This is a genomic window from Micromonospora sp. 4G55 (genome assembly GCF_016803375.1).
Genome location: NZ_JAEVHN010000074.1, coordinates 1 through 16,800 on the forward strand (window position 1 = coordinate 1; position 16,800 = coordinate 16,800).

Annotated in this window: 12 protein-coding genes and 3 pseudogenes; 6 read left to right on the top strand and 9 right to left on the bottom strand. The window is 72.9% G+C overall.

All coding sequences use genetic code 11. The annotated features are described in order from the left end of the window. Nucleotides 1-239 precede the first annotated feature (239 nt). Nucleotides 240-1,445 (top strand): NosD domain-containing protein, encoded by a 1,206-nt coding sequence (locus JNW89_RS09450; protein WP_238448589.1) that lies wholly within the window; start codon nucleotides 240-242, stop codon nucleotides 1,443-1,445. 11 nt (nucleotides 1,446-1,456) lie between these two features. Then, nucleotides 1,457-3,883, top strand: a complete 2,427-nt coding sequence (locus JNW89_RS09455; protein WP_238448590.1) for a glycoside hydrolase family 32 protein — start codon at nucleotides 1,457-1,459, stop codon at nucleotides 3,881-3,883. On the opposite strand, the pseudogene JNW89_RS09460 reads toward JNW89_RS09455, so the two are convergent. Then, nucleotides 3,870-4,480: pseudogene (locus JNW89_RS09460) on the bottom strand (MFS transporter). The gene JNW89_RS09455 and the pseudogene JNW89_RS09460 sit on opposite strands and share 14 nt — an antisense overlap. 461 nt (nucleotides 4,481-4,941) lie before the next feature. On the opposite strand from JNW89_RS09460, the gene JNW89_RS09465 reads away from it, so the two are divergent. Beyond that, nucleotides 4,942-5,463, top strand: coding sequence for a GNAT family N-acetyltransferase (locus JNW89_RS09465; protein ID WP_238448591.1), 522 nt, complete (start codon nucleotides 4,942-4,944; stop codon nucleotides 5,461-5,463). Nucleotides 5,464-5,503: 40 nt separating this feature from the next. Here the strand turns inward: JNW89_RS09465 and JNW89_RS09470 are convergent, their stop codons facing one another. Beyond that, on the bottom strand, nucleotides 5,504-6,589 hold the full coding sequence (locus JNW89_RS09470; protein ID WP_238448592.1) for a hypothetical protein: 1,086 nt from the start codon (nucleotides 6,587-6,589) through the stop codon (nucleotides 5,504-5,506). 173 nt (nucleotides 6,590-6,762) lie between these two features. Beyond that, on the bottom strand, nucleotides 6,763-8,001 hold the full coding sequence (locus JNW89_RS09475) for a M20/M25/M40 family metallo-hydrolase (protein WP_238448593.1): 1,239 nt from the start codon (nucleotides 7,999-8,001) through the stop codon (nucleotides 6,763-6,765). Nucleotides 8,002-8,323: 322 nt separating this feature from the next. Between JNW89_RS09475 and JNW89_RS09480 the strand changes: the two genes are divergently transcribed. Both JNW89_RS09480 and JNW89_RS09485 read left to right on the top strand, forming a co-directional pair. After that, complete coding sequence (locus tag JNW89_RS09480) at nucleotides 8,324-10,474, top strand: glycogen debranching N-terminal domain-containing protein (protein WP_238448594.1); 2,151 nt, start codon at nucleotides 8,324-8,326, stop codon at nucleotides 10,472-10,474. A 48-nt stretch (nucleotides 10,475-10,522) separates the two neighbouring features. Next, nucleotides 10,523-11,819: pseudogene (locus JNW89_RS09485) on the top strand (NAD(P)/FAD-dependent oxidoreductase). Between the two features lie 148 nt (nucleotides 11,820-11,967). Here the strand turns inward: JNW89_RS09485 and JNW89_RS36620 are convergent. From JNW89_RS36620 to JNW89_RS09500, 4 genes and pseudogenes are all read right to left on the bottom strand, one after another. Continuing rightward, a pseudogene (locus tag JNW89_RS36620) lies at nucleotides 11,968-12,378 on the bottom strand (AI-2E family transporter); the annotation flags it as partial. Then, nucleotides 12,279-12,920 (bottom strand): AI-2E family transporter, encoded by a 642-nt coding sequence (locus JNW89_RS09490; RefSeq protein ID WP_255540603.1) that lies wholly within the window; start codon nucleotides 12,918-12,920, stop codon nucleotides 12,279-12,281. The gene JNW89_RS09490 and the pseudogene JNW89_RS36620, both read right to left, overlap by 100 nt. 81 nt (nucleotides 12,921-13,001) lie before the next feature. Then, nucleotides 13,002-13,793: a spermidine synthase gene (locus JNW89_RS09495; RefSeq protein WP_238448595.1), complete on the bottom strand. Its 792-nt coding sequence runs from the start codon at nucleotides 13,791-13,793 to the stop codon at nucleotides 13,002-13,004. A gap of 172 nt (nucleotides 13,794-13,965) precedes the next feature. Further along, nucleotides 13,966-14,940, bottom strand: a complete 975-nt coding sequence (locus tag JNW89_RS09500; protein WP_238448596.1) for a DUF2267 domain-containing protein — start codon at nucleotides 14,938-14,940, stop codon at nucleotides 13,966-13,968. A gap of 184 nt (nucleotides 14,941-15,124) precedes the next feature. Here JNW89_RS09500 and JNW89_RS09505 point away from each other — a divergent pair, with 184 nt between their 5' ends. Continuing rightward, nucleotides 15,125-15,439, top strand: a complete 315-nt coding sequence (locus JNW89_RS09505) for a hypothetical protein (RefSeq protein WP_238448597.1) — start codon at nucleotides 15,125-15,127, stop codon at nucleotides 15,437-15,439. Between the two features lie 66 nt (nucleotides 15,440-15,505). On the opposite strand, the gene JNW89_RS09510 is transcribed toward JNW89_RS09505, so the two are convergent. Together JNW89_RS09510 and JNW89_RS09515 are read right to left on the bottom strand one after the other, a co-directional pair. Continuing rightward, on the bottom strand, nucleotides 15,506-15,856 hold the full coding sequence (locus tag JNW89_RS09510; RefSeq protein ID WP_238448598.1) for an STAS domain-containing protein: 351 nt from the start codon (nucleotides 15,854-15,856) through the stop codon (nucleotides 15,506-15,508). Between the two features lie 43 nt (nucleotides 15,857-15,899). Next, nucleotides 15,900-16,298, bottom strand: coding sequence for an STAS domain-containing protein (locus JNW89_RS09515; RefSeq protein WP_238448599.1), 399 nt, complete (start codon nucleotides 16,296-16,298; stop codon nucleotides 15,900-15,902). Nucleotides 16,299-16,800 lie beyond the last annotated feature (502 nt).

Consider the following 16,800-nt stretch of genomic DNA (forward strand, 5'->3'; position numbering starts at 1 on the left):
CCGACCCCGCGCGCCGCCGCACCCACCGCCCCGGCTCGCCTCACCCACGCGCACCGCACCCTCATCGGCGTCCTCTGACCCACCCCTACCGCAACGCCCCGCCCGCACCGCGCTTGATCATGGCCGTGGTGGCTTGCCCCGCCGACCCGGTCGACCTCGTAAACGACATGGCGGGGTCCTCATGGCAGGTGGGGCGGGTGGGGCTTGCGGTCCAACCCACCAGACCGCAAGGGAGTCCCATGTCCACCGTCTACGACGTGACCACCTGGACCGTGCCCGGCAACCCCGCCGTCACCTGCTGGACCGACGTCGGCGCCGTGATCAACAGCATCATCGCCGACATCAAGGCCAGCCAGCCCAACCAGTGGAGCAAGCCCGGCGCCGTGATCTACCTGCCGCCCGGCGACTACCCGCTCAAGACCCGGGTCACCGTGGACGTCAGCTACCTGACCATCAAGGGCTCCGGGCACGGCTTCACCTCCTCCAGCATCCGCTACAACTCCGGGGACACCTCCTCCTGGTGGGAGATCTGGCCCGGTGGCAGCCGGATCCGGGTGGAGAACACCGACGGCCGCGCCGAGGCGTTCCGGGTGGCCCGCACCGGCAACCCCCGCCTGAGCTCGGTGGTCTTCGAGAACTTCTGCCTGGACGGGGTCGGTTTCACCACCAACCAGAACTCCTACCGCAACGGCAAGATCGGCATCCTGGTCGACACCGCCAACGACGCGTTCCGGATCGAACGGATGGGGTTCGTCTATCTGGAGCAGGCCCTGGTGGTCCGGGACGCCGACGCGCTCAGCGTCACCGACAACTTCATCGCCGAGTGCGGCAGCTGCGTCGAGCTGATCGGCTCCGGTCAGGCGTCCAAGGTCACCGACAACCTCATCGGCGCCGGCTACGTCGGATATTCGCTGTTCGCCGAGGGACACGAGGGGCTGCTGGTCACCGCCAACAACATCTTCCCCCGGGGCAAGAGCGCCATCCAGTTCAAGAACACCAACCGATCCTCGATCACCGCGAACCGGCTGCACGGCTTCTACCCCGGGATGATCACCTTCGAGGGGTTGAACAAGGAGAACCTGATCAGCGGCAACCACCTGCGCCGGGAGGCGGAGCCGTGGGGGCCGATGCAGCCGTACGGCAACGGTCGGGACGACCTGTTCGGGGTGATCCAGCTACGCGGCGACAACAACCTCGTCACCGGCAACCTGATCGCCTGGTACGTCGACCCGGCGAAGATCACCCCGTCGGGCGCGACGCCGACGATGATCCTGGTCGCCTCGGGGGCGAACAACGTGATCGCCACCAACCACGTGGTGGCCAACGTGGCGACGAAGAACGTCGTGCTGGACGCCACCACCACCGGCACCCGGGTGCTGGACAGCGGCACCGCGGCCCAGTTCCAGGCGTACACCACCAACCACGCGTTCCGCGCGACCCCGTGACGGCGGCCTCGGTGCGTACCCGCGCGGGCCTGTTGCTCGCCCTCGTCGCGACCGCCGCCGCGCTGCTGCCGGGACTGCCCGCGGCGGCCGGCACGCCCGGTGACTATCCGGAATTCCCCTACCCGACGACCGACTACTCCGAGCCGCAGCGCGGGCAGTTCCACTTCAGCCCGCGGGCGGGGTGGATGAACGACGTCAACGCCCCGCTCTACCACAACGGGCTCTACCACCTGTTCTTCCAGCACAACCCGCACGGGCTCGGTTGGGACACCATGCACTGGGGGCACGCCACCAGCCCGGACCTGGTGCACTGGACGCAGCAGCCGATCGCGCTGGAACCCGGCGTGCACCCCGGGGACCTCTGGTCCGGCGGGGGAGTGGTGGACAGCGCCAACACCTCCGGGTTCGCCACCGGGCCCGACGCCCCGATCGTGGTCTTCACCGGCACCAACGGGGTCAGCGTCGCCTACAGCAACGACGGCGGCCGGACCTTCCAGAACCACGACGGAGGGCGCAAGGTCATCAGCATGCCGGCGAATAGCCGGGATCCGAAGGTCTTCTGGCACGCCCCCACCAGCCGCTGGGTGATGGTGGTCTGGTCCGACAACGGCGGCAACGCCGCGTTGCTCTACACCTCACCCAACCTGCGTGACTGGACCTTCCGCAGCCGGTACGCCGCCGACTGGCTGCTCGAATGCCCCGACCTGTTCGCCCTGCCGCTGGACGGCACCGGTCCGACGAAGTGGGTGCTCACCGACGCCAGCGGAGAGTACGTCGTCGGCTCCTTCGACGGCGTCAGCTTCACCGCCGACCAGCCCACCCCGCAGCGGATGGACCAGGGACACAACAGCTACTTCGGCACCTTCTACGCCGGACTCACCTTCGAGAACATGCCCGGCGGCCGGGTGGTGCAGATGGCCTGGCAACCGGGCAACACCGGCGGCGGCTGGACCGGCAACGCGACCGTCCCGGTGCAGCTCGGCCTGCGCACCTACCCGGAGGGGGTCGGGCTGACCCGCTTCCCGGTCGCCGAACTGGCCTCGCTGCGTACCGGCAGCCAGAGCTGGTCGGAGCGGACGGTCGCGCCCGACCCGGCCACCGACCCGCTCGCCGGGACCAGCGCCGACACCTACGAACTGGTCGCCGAGTTCGACACCGCCTCGGCCACCGCCACCCGCTTCGGCTTCGACCTGCACGCCCGCGCCGACGGCACGTACGATCGGCGCGTCACCTACGACCGCCCCGCCCAGACCCTCTACGGGGCGCCGCTCGCCCCGGTCGGCGGACGGGTCAGGATGTGCATCCTGGTCGACCGGGGGCAGCTGGAGATCTTCGGCAACGACGGCCGGCTGTCCTGGACCGACAACGTCGCCTTCGACTCCGCCCCGACCAGCCGGGGGATCCGGCTCTTCGCCGAGGGCGGTGCCGTCCGGGTGGTGTCGCTGCACCTGCACCGGATCGGCTCCACCTGGGGGCGGGGCGAGTCCACCCTGGAGTCGAACCTGGCCGGCCCGTGGCGGGCCGTCGGTGGCACCTGGACCGACGTGACCGGCGGCAAGCGCGGCGACGCGGCCGGGGACGGCTTCTACCTCAGCGACAGCACCGGCGCGGACCTCAGCTACGAGGCCGACCTGAGGTTGGAGACCGCGGCGGCGGCCGGGATCACCTTCCGGGCCAGCGCCGACGGCAGCGCCCACTACACCGCCCACTACACCGCCAACGTGGACGCGGCCGGGCTGGTGAAGCTCTGGCGACCGGGTCGGGACATCGCCGTGCACGCCACGCCGATCAGCCGGGGTCGGACCTACCACCTGAAGGTGGTGACCAGCGGCGCCAGCATCAAGGTCTGGCTGGACCACGGCGCGACGCCGGTGATCGACGCGATCGACGCGACCCACACCGGCGGATACCTCGGGGTGAACGTCTTCGCCGGTACGGCGGTGGTGCAGAACGCCCAGCGGAACGCCGCGGGTTTCCGCACCAACCTCGCCCAGCGCTGGAACCCGGCGAGCGGGGAGTGGACGGTGCCGACCGGCGGCCTGCGCGGGCGGCGGATGGACAACGGCTTCCGGCTCAGCGAACGCACCGCCGGCGACCTCACCTACTCCGGTGACGTGCGGGTGCTCAGCGGGCGCGCCGCCGGACTGACCTTCCGGGCCAGCGCCGACGGCACCAGCCACTACACCGTCAACATCGACACCGACGGCCTGGTCAAGCTCTGGCGGCCCGGTCGCGACCTCGCGGTGCACCCCACCGCGATCGTTGCCGGCCGGACCTACCGGCTGCGGGTCGTCGCCACGGGTCCCCGCATCCAGGTCTGGCTCGACGCCGGCACCGGCCCGGTCATCGACGTCACCGACGGCACGTACGTCGCCGGCCGGCTCGGGGTGAACGTCTTCGATGCGCTGGCCGAGTTCCAGGACGTCACGGTCGGTTGAGCCCGGGGCCCGGCCGCCGTGCGACGGCGGTCGGGCCCCGGTTCGGTGAACCGGCGGCGGCCAGCCGTCGCCAGACGGCGAGGGTGAGCACGGCCAGCGCCGCGGCCGCCGCCCACAACGGTGCGGTGATCGCCCCGGTGGTCTGGGCGAGCAGCCCGCCCAGCGCGGTGCCGACGGCGGCCCCGCCCAGGTCGGCCAGTGCGTAGACGCTGTTCACCCGGCCGCCCAGCCGGCCCGGGACCAGGCGCTGGCGCAGCGACACCACCAGCACGCCCCAGACCATCGCGTGCACACCCGAGGGCAGCAGCGCCCCGGAGGCGGTGTCGGCCAGGGTCTCGCCGACCCCGGTCAGGAAGAACGCCAGGCAGATCAGCGGGACGGTGGCCGCCCCGGCGAGGACCGCGACGGCCAGCGCGGCGAGCACCGCGCCCCGGGCCAGGTTGACCGTGACGACCAGCCGGCGCCGGTCGAGGCGGTCCCCAGCGCCCCGCTGACCAGGGCGAAGAGCAACCAGGGCAGCTGCGGGGCGAGCGCCGCCGCGGCGACCGCCGCCGGGTCGTCGCTGATCGAGGCGACCAGGAGCGGACCGGCGATCATGGTCATCCCGTCGCCGAGGTTGGAGACGGCGTTGGCGGTCCAGAGTCGGGCGAAGTCCGGGCCGAGCCGGTGTGCTGACGCCGGTCATCGGGACCGCCCGGGCAGGTGACGACGTGCGGGCACGCGGAGGCGCCCGCACGGGAACTGCGGAAACACGAGGACTCCCTCGGAAGCGATGTGGTGGCGTGGTCACGCCAGGACGAAGGACCCGCGCGGACGGCGGGTCACCTCATCGCTTCGCGACGGGCGAGGCGGGGTGCGGGACCCCGGGACGGACCGGGGGTCAGGCGAGCCGGGTCGCCCGCGACGAAGCGGAGGCCAGCATCGTGCCGAGAGCAGCCGTACCCATGATCAGCCTCCGATCGTCGGTGGTCCGGCCCACCCGACGGGCCGGTACGTCCCGCTCGCGACCCCGGATTCCGGTTGGACAAGGCCCACCGTCGGGACCAGAGTGGTCGCGCGTGAGATACCTGCGCAGCGCCGGCCCGGTCGGCATCCGACGCCCGCGTCCCGCCGACGAGGCCGAGTTCGTCGCCGCCGCCCGCCGCAGCCGCGACCTGCACCACCCCTGGCTGACCGCCCCCGACACCGCCGAGAAGTTCGCCGCGTACCTGGCCAAGGCGCGCCGTCGCGACCAGCAGCGCTTCCTCATCTGCGACCGCCCTAGCGGCGGTATCGCCGGCTACGTCAACATCAGCGGCATCATCATGGGTCCGCTGCCCGGCGGCTTCATGGGCTACGCCGCGTTCCTGCCCTACAGCGGGACCGGGCACGCCTCGGCCGGCATCGGGCTGGTGCTGGCGCACGCCTTCGACACGTTGGGCCTGCACCGGGTCGAGGCGAACATCCAGCCGGGCAACGAGCCGTCCCGGCGGGTGGCCCGCAGGCTGGGCTTCCGGCTGGAGGGCTTCTCGCCGGACTACCTCTTCATCGACGGGGCGTGGCGCGACCACGAGCGCTGGGCGGTCACCGCCCCGGCCTGACCGGTACCCGCCGTGGGCGGCGGGCACCGGTGAGCCGCGCTCAGATCCGCGAGGTGAAGGCGACCAGCACGTCGTGCGGGGTCGGCACCCCGGCGTTGTCGAAGCAGATCACGTCGACCGGCGCGTCCAGGGCGTACGACCAGGGCTGGGTCAGGTGGCAGTAGTGCGAGCCGCCGCCCTGCGCGGTCACCTGCGCGTGCGTCTCCTTCTGCCCGAGCTGCTTGAAGGTGACCAGGTAGCGGCCCGCCGGCGCGAGCGGGGCGATGGTGTTGGCGCCCACGCCGAGGATGGAGTTGTCGTTGGTCGGGCCACCGGCGGCGCTGGCCAGGTGCCCGAAGTACTTCGGCGAGGCGAGCGACCCGATCACCGACCGGCCCCGGTGGTACGACAGCGCGAAGTCGGTGTCGACCGGCGCGCCCGCCTGGTCGAAGCAGAGCACGTACACGACCACGTCCGTGCCGGCGGGCGCGCACCGGTAGACCTTGCACCGGCGTGGCCCGGCGTTCGGCTGGATCGCGGTGACCTGCACGTTGCCGGCGAGCACCCCGGCCAGCCCGACGCCCGGCAGCTTCACCGACCACTGCCCGACCCCGAACGGGGCCAGCGAGACCCCCGCGCCGGTGGAGTTGTACGACTGGACCACGCCGCTCACCCCGCCCTGCAGGTACGCGTGCGCGGTGCCGGCCGGCAACACCCCGGAGCTGGTGGTCCAGAGCACGGTGAACGAGCTGTCGTCACGCGTGCCGCCCGGCTTGTGGCACTGCACGTCGACGATCTCGTCGGTGCCCGACTGGTACCAGCGCACCACCTCGCAGTAGTGCCGGGTCCGGTTCACCGGCGTCACGTGTGGCACGCCCCGGGACCCGGCGCCGACCTGCGGGAAGCGCACCAGGAAGCGGCCGGGCGCGAGCTTGGCGCCCTGCGCCCACGAGGCGGGGAAGGCGCTCTTCCAGCTGCCCCACTGGCGGGTGGTGTCCAGGGTGGTCCAGGCGGGCACGGTCGGGTCCCCGACGTACGCGAAGCCCCACCGGTCCGCGGTGGCCGCGGCGGCGGGCGCGGGCGGTGCGAGCCCCACGGCCGCCGACAGGGCGGCCAGCGCGACGGCGACGGCACGGCGGAATCTCATCTGCTCCTCCGATCGATGGTGGTCGAACGAGGATCAGGGTGGGCGGCGCGGTCGCGCGGCGCAGTCGGATCGTGAACGCAGCGTCACCGATGTCGGGAGGTTGCCACCGCGGTGACGCGACGGGCGCGGGGCCGCGCGCCGAACGCCGACCCCGCGAAGCGCTACCGAACCGGTCAGCTTCCCGGCCGGGGGAACGCCACCGGGCTGCGGTGGCCGTCCCGGTCGACGGCCCGCACGCCGAAGAAGACGTTGTCCTTGGACAGGTCGACGGTCACCTCGGTGACGTCGCCGACCGGGATCACCCGCTGCCACTCGGCGGCGGTGGTCTCCCGCCACACCACCTCGTACCCGGCCAGGTCCGGCTCGTCGCCGCGCCGCCAGCGCAGCGTGGTGTCGTTGGTGAGGTTGGTCGTCACGACGGTGGCGCCCTTCGGGGTGCCCGGCGCCTGCGCGAGCGACCAGAGCGTCGCGCCGTTGACCAGGGCGACCCGGGTGATGTAGTCGAAGTCGCAGAACTCCGGCAGGTCCCCGTACTGCATCCCGTCGACCACCCGGACGTCCTGGTGCTGGTGGGCGAAGTCCTCGTTGGGCTCGGTGAACCGGCCGGCCGGCCAGCCCTCGCGCAGGAACGAGATGTGGTCGCTGCCGCGCAGGTAGCGGTCCCGCCGGTAGATCACCCGCACCCGCATCCCGGTGGCGCCGTTCTCGGCGACGTCGCTGACGAACCGGGCGAGCTGGCGCGACGGGGAGTCGTTCTCCCCGCCGACCGACTGCCGGGTGCTCGCCTCCGCCGGAGTCTCCGCGGTCGGCACCCCTTCGGCGAAGAGCCGGACGGCGCGCGGGTCGCGGGTGCCGTCGTCGGCCGTGCTGGACCCGACGATGTCGTTGCTGAACATCCCCTGCACGTCCACGCCGGCGGCCTTGAGCTGCTTCGCCAGGTACGCCGAGCCGTACAGCCCCTGCTCCTCGCCGGCGACGGCGGCGAGGACGATGGTCGCCTCGCTGCGCCGGGTGGCCAGCACCCGGGCCAGCTCCATCAGCACCGCCACGCCGGAGGCGTCGTCGTCCGCGCCCGGGGCGTCGCTGACCGCGTCCATGACGTCGGTCGCGCGCGAGTCGTAGTGACCGGTGACGACGTACACCCGATTCGGGCTGACGTCGCCCCGCAGGGTGGCGACCACGTTGGTGATCCGGGTGGCGACCGGGATGCGCGAGGCCGGCTCCTGCACGTAGGACTGGAGTTCCACGGTCATCCGGCCGCCGGAGGCGGCGGCGTACCCGGAGAGCTGCTCGAAGATCCAGTCCCGGGCGGCCCCGATGCCCCGGACCGGGTCGTCCTGGTCAGAGAGGGTGTGCCGGGTGCCGAAGGCGGCGAGCCGGCGGACGATGGCCTCGATCCGGTCCCGGTCCACCTCCCGCAGCAGGGCGCGCAGCTCGCGGTCCGGGTTCTGGGGTCGAATCGGGTGGCCAGGGCCGGGGGGGCGGCGCGGCCTGCGCCGGGGTCGGCCCGGCGGTCAGCGGTACGGCGACGGTGGCGGCGGTCGCGACGGCGGAGGCGGACAGGAAGGTGCGGCGGGTGGACCTCGTGGGCCGGTCGCCGGTGCTCTCGTGTGCTCCCATGACGGCATCCTCACCACCGGTTGGGGGATCTGTCCATATCCAAGATGGTGGATCGAGGAAAATCACCCGGAGCGGATGAGGTCGGGTGGTGAGCGCCGTTCCTAGGGTGGGCCCATGGCAGCTGTGCGTCCCACACCCGCCGACCCGACACCGGGCCTGCTTACGGCACGGGAGAGTGGCGACCAACGGGCCGCGCCGCCCGAACTCGGCCCGGATTCGATCGCCGTGCTCAGCGGTCCCACCTTCATGTACACCGATCAGGCGGGAGACGTGCCGCCGGGCAGCATCGGCGGCCTGGTGCACCTGGACACCCGGCTGCTGAGCGGATGGGTTCTGACCATCAACGGCGGCCGGATGTTGGTGCTCCGGTCGCAGACCCTGCAGCACTATTCAGCGCAGTTCGTGCTGACCAATCCGGAGTTGCCCGGCCTGCCTCCGGACAGTCTGGGCGTGCGGCGGATGCGCTACATCGGCGACGGCTTCCGGGAACGTATCGAGCTGGTCTCGTTCCGCACCGAGCCGGTGCGGCTGGAGATCCGGCTCGCCGTCGCGGCCGACTTCGCCGACCTGTTCGAGGTGAAGTCCGGGGTCCGGGACCGCTCCGAGCAGATCTCCCGGACCCACAACTCCGGCGGCACGGCGCTGACCTTCTCCTACGCCAACGGGGACTTCACCGCACAGACGTCCGTCCGGACCTCGCCCCCGGCCAACCGAATCGAGGGCGACGACCTGGTGTGGGAGCTCGACCTGGCGCCCCGTCAGATCTGGCAACTCGATCTGCACGTCCCGTTGCCGCCCGGCCTGGGGGTGGTGGAACCGGTCAAGGGCGACATCTCCGAGGTGATCCACGGCCGGGTGGACGACCCGCTGCGCCGCTGGCTGAGCGATCGTGCCCTGACGCGCAGTGACAACCTGGTGCTGGAACGGGTCCTCAGGCAGTCGCGCGACGATCTCGGGGCGCTGCGACTGGATCTCGAGATCAAGGGCCAGCGGGTGATGTTGCCCGGCGCCGGCCTGCCCTGGTTCCTCAGCGTCTTCGGGCGCGACACGCTGATCACCGCCTACCAGACCCTGGTCGCCGGCCCGATGCTGGCCCGCGGTGCGGTGCTCGCGCTGGCTCGGCTGCAGGGCACCCGGTGCGACGACTTCACCGACGAGGAGCCGGGGAAGATCCTGCACGAGTTCCGCAGCGGCGAGTTGACCCGCACCGGCGTCAAACCGTACAACCCGAACTACGGCACGGCCGACGCCACCCAGCTGTGGCTGATCCTGCTCAGCGAGTACTGGCGGTGGACCCGCGACGACAACACCGTGCGGTACCTTCGGGACAATGCGCTGGCCGCGTTGCACTGGATCGACTCCTACGGCGACCGGGACGGCGACGGCTACGTCGAGTACGCCACCAGGTCGCCGGAGGGGCTGGGCAACCAGTGCTGGCGGGACTCGCCCGACGGCGTGTGCTTCGCCGACGGCCGGATCCCGGTGCTGCCGATCGCCACCTCCGACCTGCAGGGCTACACCTACGACGCCAAGCTGCGGCTGGCCGAGCTGGCCGACGGCCCGCTCGCCGACCCGGCGCTGGCCCAGCGGCTGCGCGCCGACGCCGCCGCCCTGTACGAGCGGTTCAACCGGGACTTCTGGATCAGCGAGCGGGGCGGCTACTACGCGGTCGGTCTCGATGGCGACAAGAACCAGATCAACGCGAAGACATCGAACATGGGTCACCTGCTGTGGAGCGGCATCGTCTTGCCGGAGCGGGCCGAGCAGGTGGTGCGCCAGCTCATGTCGCCGGAGATGTTCTCGGGCTGGGGGATCCGGACGCTGTCCAACGAAGAGCGCAGCTACAACGCCCTCGGCTACCACCTCGGCACCGTCTGGCCGCACGACAACTCCCTCGCCGCGCTGGGCATGGTCCGGTACGGCTTCCGCGCCGAGGCGAACCAGATCAGCCTGGCCATGTTCGAGGCGGCCGAGCAGTTCGGCTACCGGCTCCCGGAGGCGTTGAGCGGCTACGCCCGCGACCTGATGATGTTCGCGGTGCCCTATCCCACGGCGTGCAGTCCGCAGGCGTGGGCCGCCGGCGCCCCACTGGCGCTGCTCCGGGCGATGCTGAACCTCAACCCGGTCGACGGCCGGCTCGTCATCGACCCGGACATTCCGGAGGAGTTCGGCCGGATGACCGCCGAGCGGGTGCGCGCCTTCGGGCGCCGCTGGGAGATCGAGGCGGTCGGCCGGACCGGACACGTACGGCTGGAGGCGGGCTGACGACCGGGGCCACGTTTGTCGGGCGGGTCGACGGGAACGGGAGCGGGCATGACGAAACCTCGTGTGGTGATCGTGGGGGCCGGGTTCGCCGGTTACCACGCGGCGAAGACGCTGAGCCGGATCGCGCGCAACCGGGCCGAGATCGTGCTGCTCAACTCCACCGACTACTTCCTCTACCTGCCTCTGCTGCCCGAGGTGGCGGCCGGGGTCGTGGAGCCGAGGCGGATCTCGGTGCCGCTGACCGGCACCCTCGACGGCGTGCGGGTCGTCGTCGGCGAGGCCGACCGGGTCGACCTGCAGAACCGCTGGGTGGGTTTCACCCAGCCGGAGGGCGACCAGAACAAGATCGCGTACGACCGGCTGGTGCTCGCCGTGGGCAGCGTCAACAAGCTGCTGCCGATCCCCGGGGTGACCGAGTACGCGCACGGCTTCCGCGGCCTGCCCGAGGCGGTCTACCTGCACGACCACGTGATCCGCCAGCTCGAGCTGGCCGAGCAGGCCGAGGACCCGGCCGAACAGCGGGCCCGGTCGACGTTCGTGGTGGTCGGCGCCGGCTACACCGGCACGGAGGTGGCCGCCCACGGGCAGCTCTTCACCGACGCGCTGCGCCGCCAGCGGCCCCGGCTCAACGTCCGGCCCCGCTGGATGCTGCTCGATGTGGCGGCCCGGGTGCTGCCAGAGTTGGACAAGCGGATGTCCGACACCGCCGACCGGGTGCTGCGCCGGCGCGGCGTCGACGTGCGGATGGGCACCTCGGTCGCCGAGGCCACCGCCGACGGGGTGAAGCTCACCGACGGCGAGTACGTGCCGACGTGCACGCTGGTCTGGTGCGTCGGAGTACGCCCCGACCCGTTCGTCGCCGAGCTGGGGCTGCGCACCGAGCGGGGCCGGCTCGTGGTCGACGAGTATCTCAACGTCCCCGGCTTCCCCGAGGTGTACGCCTGCGGCGACGCCGCCGCCGTGCCGGACCTGACCCGGCCGGGGCAGATCTGCGCGATGACCGCGCAGCACGCGCAGCGGCAGGGCAAGCTCGCCGCGCTGAACATCGCCGCCTCGTACGGGCACGGCAGGCGCAAGCCGTACAAGCACCGCGACCTCGGCTGGGTGGTCGACCTGGGTGGCAAGGATGCCGCGGCGAACCCGCTGCAGGTGTCCCTGGCCGGGCTGCCGGCCAAGGCGGTCACCCGCGGCTACCACCTGCTGGCAATGCCCGGCAACCGGACGCGGGTCGGGGCGGACTGGGTGCTCGACGCCGCGCTGCCCCGCTCGGCCACCCAGCTCGGCTGTGCCGGCGCACGCCGTACCGCTGGAGAGCTCGTCGCCCGAGGTGCCGGTCCGCCGGTGACCCGCCCCGCCCGGCCGACCTCAGCGGTCGCCGGGCCGGCCCGCGGGTCGGTTGGAGCGGGCAGCTCGCGGTCGCCGGTGGGGACGAACTCCCGCAGCAGGATCTGCCCGATCCCGGCCGCCGGGATGGCTAGCAGCGCACCCACCAGCCCGGCCAGCTCTGCGGCGAGCAGCACGCTGACCAGCACGGTCAGCGGGTTCAGGTGGACCGCCCGGGCGAGGATGACCGGTTGCAGCAGGTGGTTCTCCACCTGCTGGTAGACGACGAAGAAGACCAGCACCACCACCCCCGCGGTGGGGGAGTGCAGGAACGCGGCCCCCGCCGCGACGATCGCGCCCAGGGTCGCCCCGACCAACGGAATCAGGTCCGCGACCGCGACCAGCAGCGCGATCACCGCGGCGAACGGCACCCCGGTGAGGAGCAGCACGAGGTACGTCAGGACGCCGCAGATCACGCTGATCAGCAGGTTCCCGCTGAGGTAGCCGGTGATGGTGCGTGAACTCTCCCGCCCGATCCGGTGCAGCCGCCGCGCCGGGCCGTCCCCGACCAGGCCGAGCACGCTGTGCTGATCCGCGGCGCCTCAAGGACCATCAGGTACGCCAGCACGATGATCGTCAGCAGGCCGGCGACGGTCTCCGCCACGCCCCGGACCAGTCCGACCGCCGGCTGGCGCAGCCGCCCGCCGTACTGCTGGATCTGGTCGGAGTGCTGCCGGGCGTACCCGAGCAGCCCGACGCGTTCCAGGAACTGGCCGAGGGGGCCGCGCCCGGCTCGGGCGTCGCGCAGCAGCTCCGGGGCCCGGTCGACGAAGCGGCCCAGCTCGTCCAGCAGTGGCACCAGGATCAGCGCGGCCACCCCGGCCAGCAGGACGAAGGCGGCGAGGAAGACCAGCAGCGTGGCCAGCGCCCGGCGCCGCACCAGCCGCCGTTGCAGGAGGTCGACCAGCGGGGCGAGCGCCACCGCGAAGAAGGCGGCGATCAGGATCCAGACGAGGATCCGTCGGGTGGCCCACAGCAGCGCCAGGCCGAGCGCCGTGGCCAGCACCAGGCCGATGACGATCAGTGAGCTGCGGGCGGTGGACCGGTCATCGGCGGTGCTCATCCGGCGCGGCTACCCGGGCCGGCGGCCGGGAAACCCGACCCCCGGCTCGCTGCCACCGTGGTGCGGAAGCGGTTCGAGGGGTCAGGCCACCCCGAGGGTGGCGTCGGTGGCCGGGCGGGCCCCGCCGACGAACGCGTCGAGATCCGGCCCGTACAGCACCCCGCCGGGCACCGGGTCGGCGGCCACCCGGGTGGCGAGCCGGCGCATCGGAAGCCGACCGGGGCGGTGCGCGGCGGCCAGCACCACGTTGCCGTACCGGCGGCCGCGCAGCATCCGTCGGTCGGCGACCAGGCAGACGTCGGCGAAGATCGCACGCAGGGTGGCCACCTGCACCCGGGTGAAGACCAGTGGGGGCAGATCCGTGACGTTGACCAGGTAGACGCCGTCGGGACGCAGCGTCCGGGCGACCTCGGCGACGAACTCGACGCCGGCCACGTGCCCGGGCATCCGGGCCGCCCGGTAGATGTCGGCCAGCACCAGGTCGTACGCGCCGGCCGGCGACGCGGTGACCGCGTCCCGCGCGTCGGCGACCTCGACCACCACCTCCGGGACCGGCGGCAGCTCCTCGGCCACCAGCCGGACCACCGCGGCGTCGCGTTCGACGACCCGTTGCGCGGACCCGGGGCGGGTGGCCGCCAAGTACCGAGGCAGGGTCAGCGCGCCGCCGCCCAGGTGCAGGACGGCACGGGGCAGCGCCGGCGGCGCGGCCAGGTCGACCAGGGTCGCCATCCGCCGGACGTACTCGAAGTGCAGGTGGCGGGGGTCGGCGACGTCCACGTACGACTGGGCGACGCCCCCGGCGAGCAGCGTGCGCCCGGTCCGGCGCGCCGGGTCGACGACCAGCTCCAGCCGGTCGTTTGCTCCGCTGTCCATGCCGGCACGCTAGCTTCGGTGGTGGGGTGTTCCATGATCGGGTGCGGTTTTCCGTCACTCGCGACGGGTGTCGTGTCGGTTTTTGCTACCCGATCATGGACGACCGCGCGTCGCCAGGCTGGCACGGCGGCGGGCCGGTGGGCGTGGCGCCCACGGCCGGCCGCCGGCCGGCTCAGTCGGCGGTGATGCCCGCGCCGGCGTCCTCGATCGCGTCGTCGATCTGGTGGGCCAGGTCCACGTCGGCGGCGGTCACCGCGTCGGCGTTACGGCTGCGGACGGTCAGCACCGCGTTGTCCGGATCGGGGCGACCGATCTGCGGTCCGCGGCCGGTGTCCACGCGGAGCTGGTCGAGCAGGTCGAGCACCCGGTCCAGGTTGCCCGGGGGCAGCTCGATGGTCCGCACCAGCGACTGGCGGTCACTGGACCAGTACGGCAGGTCGCCCAGGGCGTCCCGCAGCTCCGCCTCGGTCAGCGGGGCGGCGGCGCGGCGCGCGCCGACCAGGCCACCGCCCGGTTCCGGCGGCGTGAGCAGGTCACGCAGCCCGTCCGGCACGTCGAGCGACTCGATCAGGTCGCCGTCGTGGTCGGCCAGCGCGGCCAGGGTCGCCTCCGCCTGGTAGCGGGCCTGCTCCGGGGTGCGCCCGCTGATCCGGCCCACCTCGGCCAGGAAGCCCGGCAAGTCCTGGTGCCGTTCGATGCCGTCCACCGGCACCACGTCGTGCAACTTCACCGGGACGGCCTCGAGCAGCCGTTCCCGCTCGGCCTCGTCCAGCGCCCAGGCCAGCGCCAGCACCGTAGCCTCGGCACCCACCTTGGCGGTGCGGAAGTCCACCCCCGCGCGCCGGCTGACCTCGTCGACCAGTTCGCGGTAGCCCATCGGCTGCACGCGACTGCCCTGCCCGGAGTCGGGCAGGGGCCGGGTCGCGGTCGCCACCGCCATCGGCGGCGGCGCCGGCCCGCCCCGGGTGCTGTCCGGCTTGTGCCGGCCGGCCGGCGGGGGACCGGACCGTCGACCCCGGTCCAGGCTGGTGATCTGCTTCGACGCGCTCAGGCTGGTGCCGGTCTCGCTCGCCTGTCGACCCTGCCGACGCGCGTCGCGGGCCAGGGCCCGGCGGCGCTGGTTGTCGCCCTCCATCTGCTTGCGCATGGTGGCACCTCGCTCCTGTCGGGGTTCGCCTCGTCCGCCGTCGCGTTCCCACCGCCCGGCGGAAGGTAACGGGCCGAGCCCGGTCGCGGGTTCACTCGCCGGGGGTGAGGGACGCTCACCCGCCCCGGCCGCACGATCGGGGCGGACCGGAAATCTTCCGAGGAACGCGGAAGGGAAGGTCGTCATGAAGAGGATCGTCGAGATCGTCCCCGCCCGACCCGGCTGGTACTCCCGGTGGCAGGTCGGCCCGGAGGCCACCCGGTGCTACCCGGTGAGCCTGTGGGCACTGGTCGAGGAGACCGACGGTTCCGGCCGCGAGGTGGTGGGCATGGACTGCGCCGGCCAGTGGCCCGGGTCGGACGTCAACGAGGCCGGTGCGGACTTCGTCCGGTACCTGTTCCAGACGCCCGATTCCGGTCTGCCGGAGGACGCCGAGTCACCGTCCCCGACCGACCTGCGCGCGGACGGGCCGCGCCTGCAACCGGCCGTGGCCACGTAGACCATCCTCCCGGCCCCCGACCCCTGGTCCCAGGTCGGGGGCCACCCCGACCCTGGGAACGCTCCCTCAGCCCGCCTCGCGCACCTCGTCGCCGACGGCGGGCGGGTGCTCCACCGCCAGCACGTCGGCGAGCCCGGTGCGGTCCAGCAGGTGCTGAAGCTGCGGGTTGACGCCGGTCAGCCGGACCGGCCCGGCCCCGCCGCGGCCGATCATCACGAAGGCGCTGAGCCCGGAGGAGTCGCAGAGGGCGACGCCGGCGACGTCGATCAGCAGCTCCCGGTGGCCGTCGGCGCGGACCTGGGCGGCCGCGGCGATCAGCTCCGGCGCGCTGTCGAAGTCCAGGTCACCGGTCAGCCGTAGCCGGGCGCCCCCGGCGTCGAGCCGGGTCACCTCGATGGACAACAGCTGACTGGGCATGCACCCATGTTCCCAGCTTCCTGCGACCGGGAAACGCCGGGGCTCAGGCGGAGGCGCCCCGGCTGGGCAGCTCGGCCGCGGCGGCCTCGGTCCGGGCGGTGGGCAGCGGTCGGGCCAGCAGACCGGTGACGCCGGTCATGTCGAGGATGGTGTCCAGGAAACGCGGGGTGGCGCGCAGCCGCAGGGCCGTGCCGACCTGCTGCCCCTCGCGCCAGGCGTGGACGATCACGGACAGCCCGGTGCTGTCGATGAAGAGCAGGTCGGCGAAGTCCAGCACGAGGACCGGGGGACGCTCGGCGAGGGCCCGGTCGACCTCGGCGCGCAACGGCCCCGACGTGGTGAAGGCGAGGTCGCCGCCGACCGAGATGACGGGAGCCGCCGGGTCGGAGTGGTCGACGGCCGTGCTCAGCGGGGTGGCCTCGGGTTTCCTCCCCTGGGCCACTCGATCACGCCTCTCCGCAAGGGCTGCCGGTCGGGCAGGTGCTTTCGCGGGATCGTAACAACCTGCGTCCGGCTCCGCCCGCCGGTGCGGAGGCGGGGTCGCGCCCGCTCGTGGGGTGGCGGTACCGGCGCACCGGCGTAGGGTGGGGCGCAGAGATCGGAACATACCCGCCGTTTCCGCTGGACCGTGGGTGTCGACACGACGAGTGGGGCTCAGGGGTGACTGCTGCCGACGTCAGGGGCTCGGACCCGGGCGACGGACGGATCCCCACGCCGAGTGCCGCGCGGGCTCCGGCGTGGTCGTCCGAGGCCGCCGGCCGACCCGGGTCGCCGCTGCCGCCGCTCTCGCCGACCGTGGCCACCCCGAGCCGGACTGGGGCGCAGAGATCGGAACATACCCGCCGTTCCGCTGGACCGTGGGTGTCGACACGACGAGTGGGGCTCAGGGGTGACTGCTGCCGACGTCAGGGGCTCGGACCCGGGCGACGGACGGATCCCCACGC

Excerpts from the sequence above, each read along its gene's own strand:
- JNW89_RS09480 (WP_238448594.1), top strand. The coding sequence starts at position 8,324 with ATGGCAGCTGTGCGTCCCACACCCGCCGACCCGACACCGGGCCTGCTT.
- JNW89_RS09490 (WP_255540603.1), bottom strand. The coding sequence starts at position 12,920 with ATGAGCACCGCCGATGACCGGTCCACCGCCCGCAGCTCACTGATCGTC.
- JNW89_RS09510 (WP_238448598.1), bottom strand. The coding sequence starts at position 15,856 with ATGCCCAGTCAGCTGTTGTCCATCGAGGTGACCCGGCTCGACGCCGGG.
- JNW89_RS09450 (WP_238448589.1), top strand. The coding sequence starts at position 240 with ATGTCCACCGTCTACGACGTGACCACCTGGACCGTGCCCGGCAACCCC.
- JNW89_RS09470 (WP_238448592.1), bottom strand. The coding sequence starts at position 6,589 with ATGAGATTCCGCCGTGCCGTCGCCGTCGCGCTGGCCGCCCTGTCGGCG.
- JNW89_RS09505 (WP_238448597.1), top strand. The coding sequence starts at position 15,125 with ATGAAGAGGATCGTCGAGATCGTCCCCGCCCGACCCGGCTGGTACTCC.
- JNW89_RS09500 (WP_238448596.1), bottom strand. The coding sequence starts at position 14,940 with ATGCGCAAGCAGATGGAGGGCGACAACCAGCGCCGCCGGGCCCTGGCC.
- JNW89_RS09495 (WP_238448595.1), bottom strand. The coding sequence starts at position 13,793 with ATGGACAGCGGAGCAAACGACCGGCTGGAGCTGGTCGTCGACCCGGCG.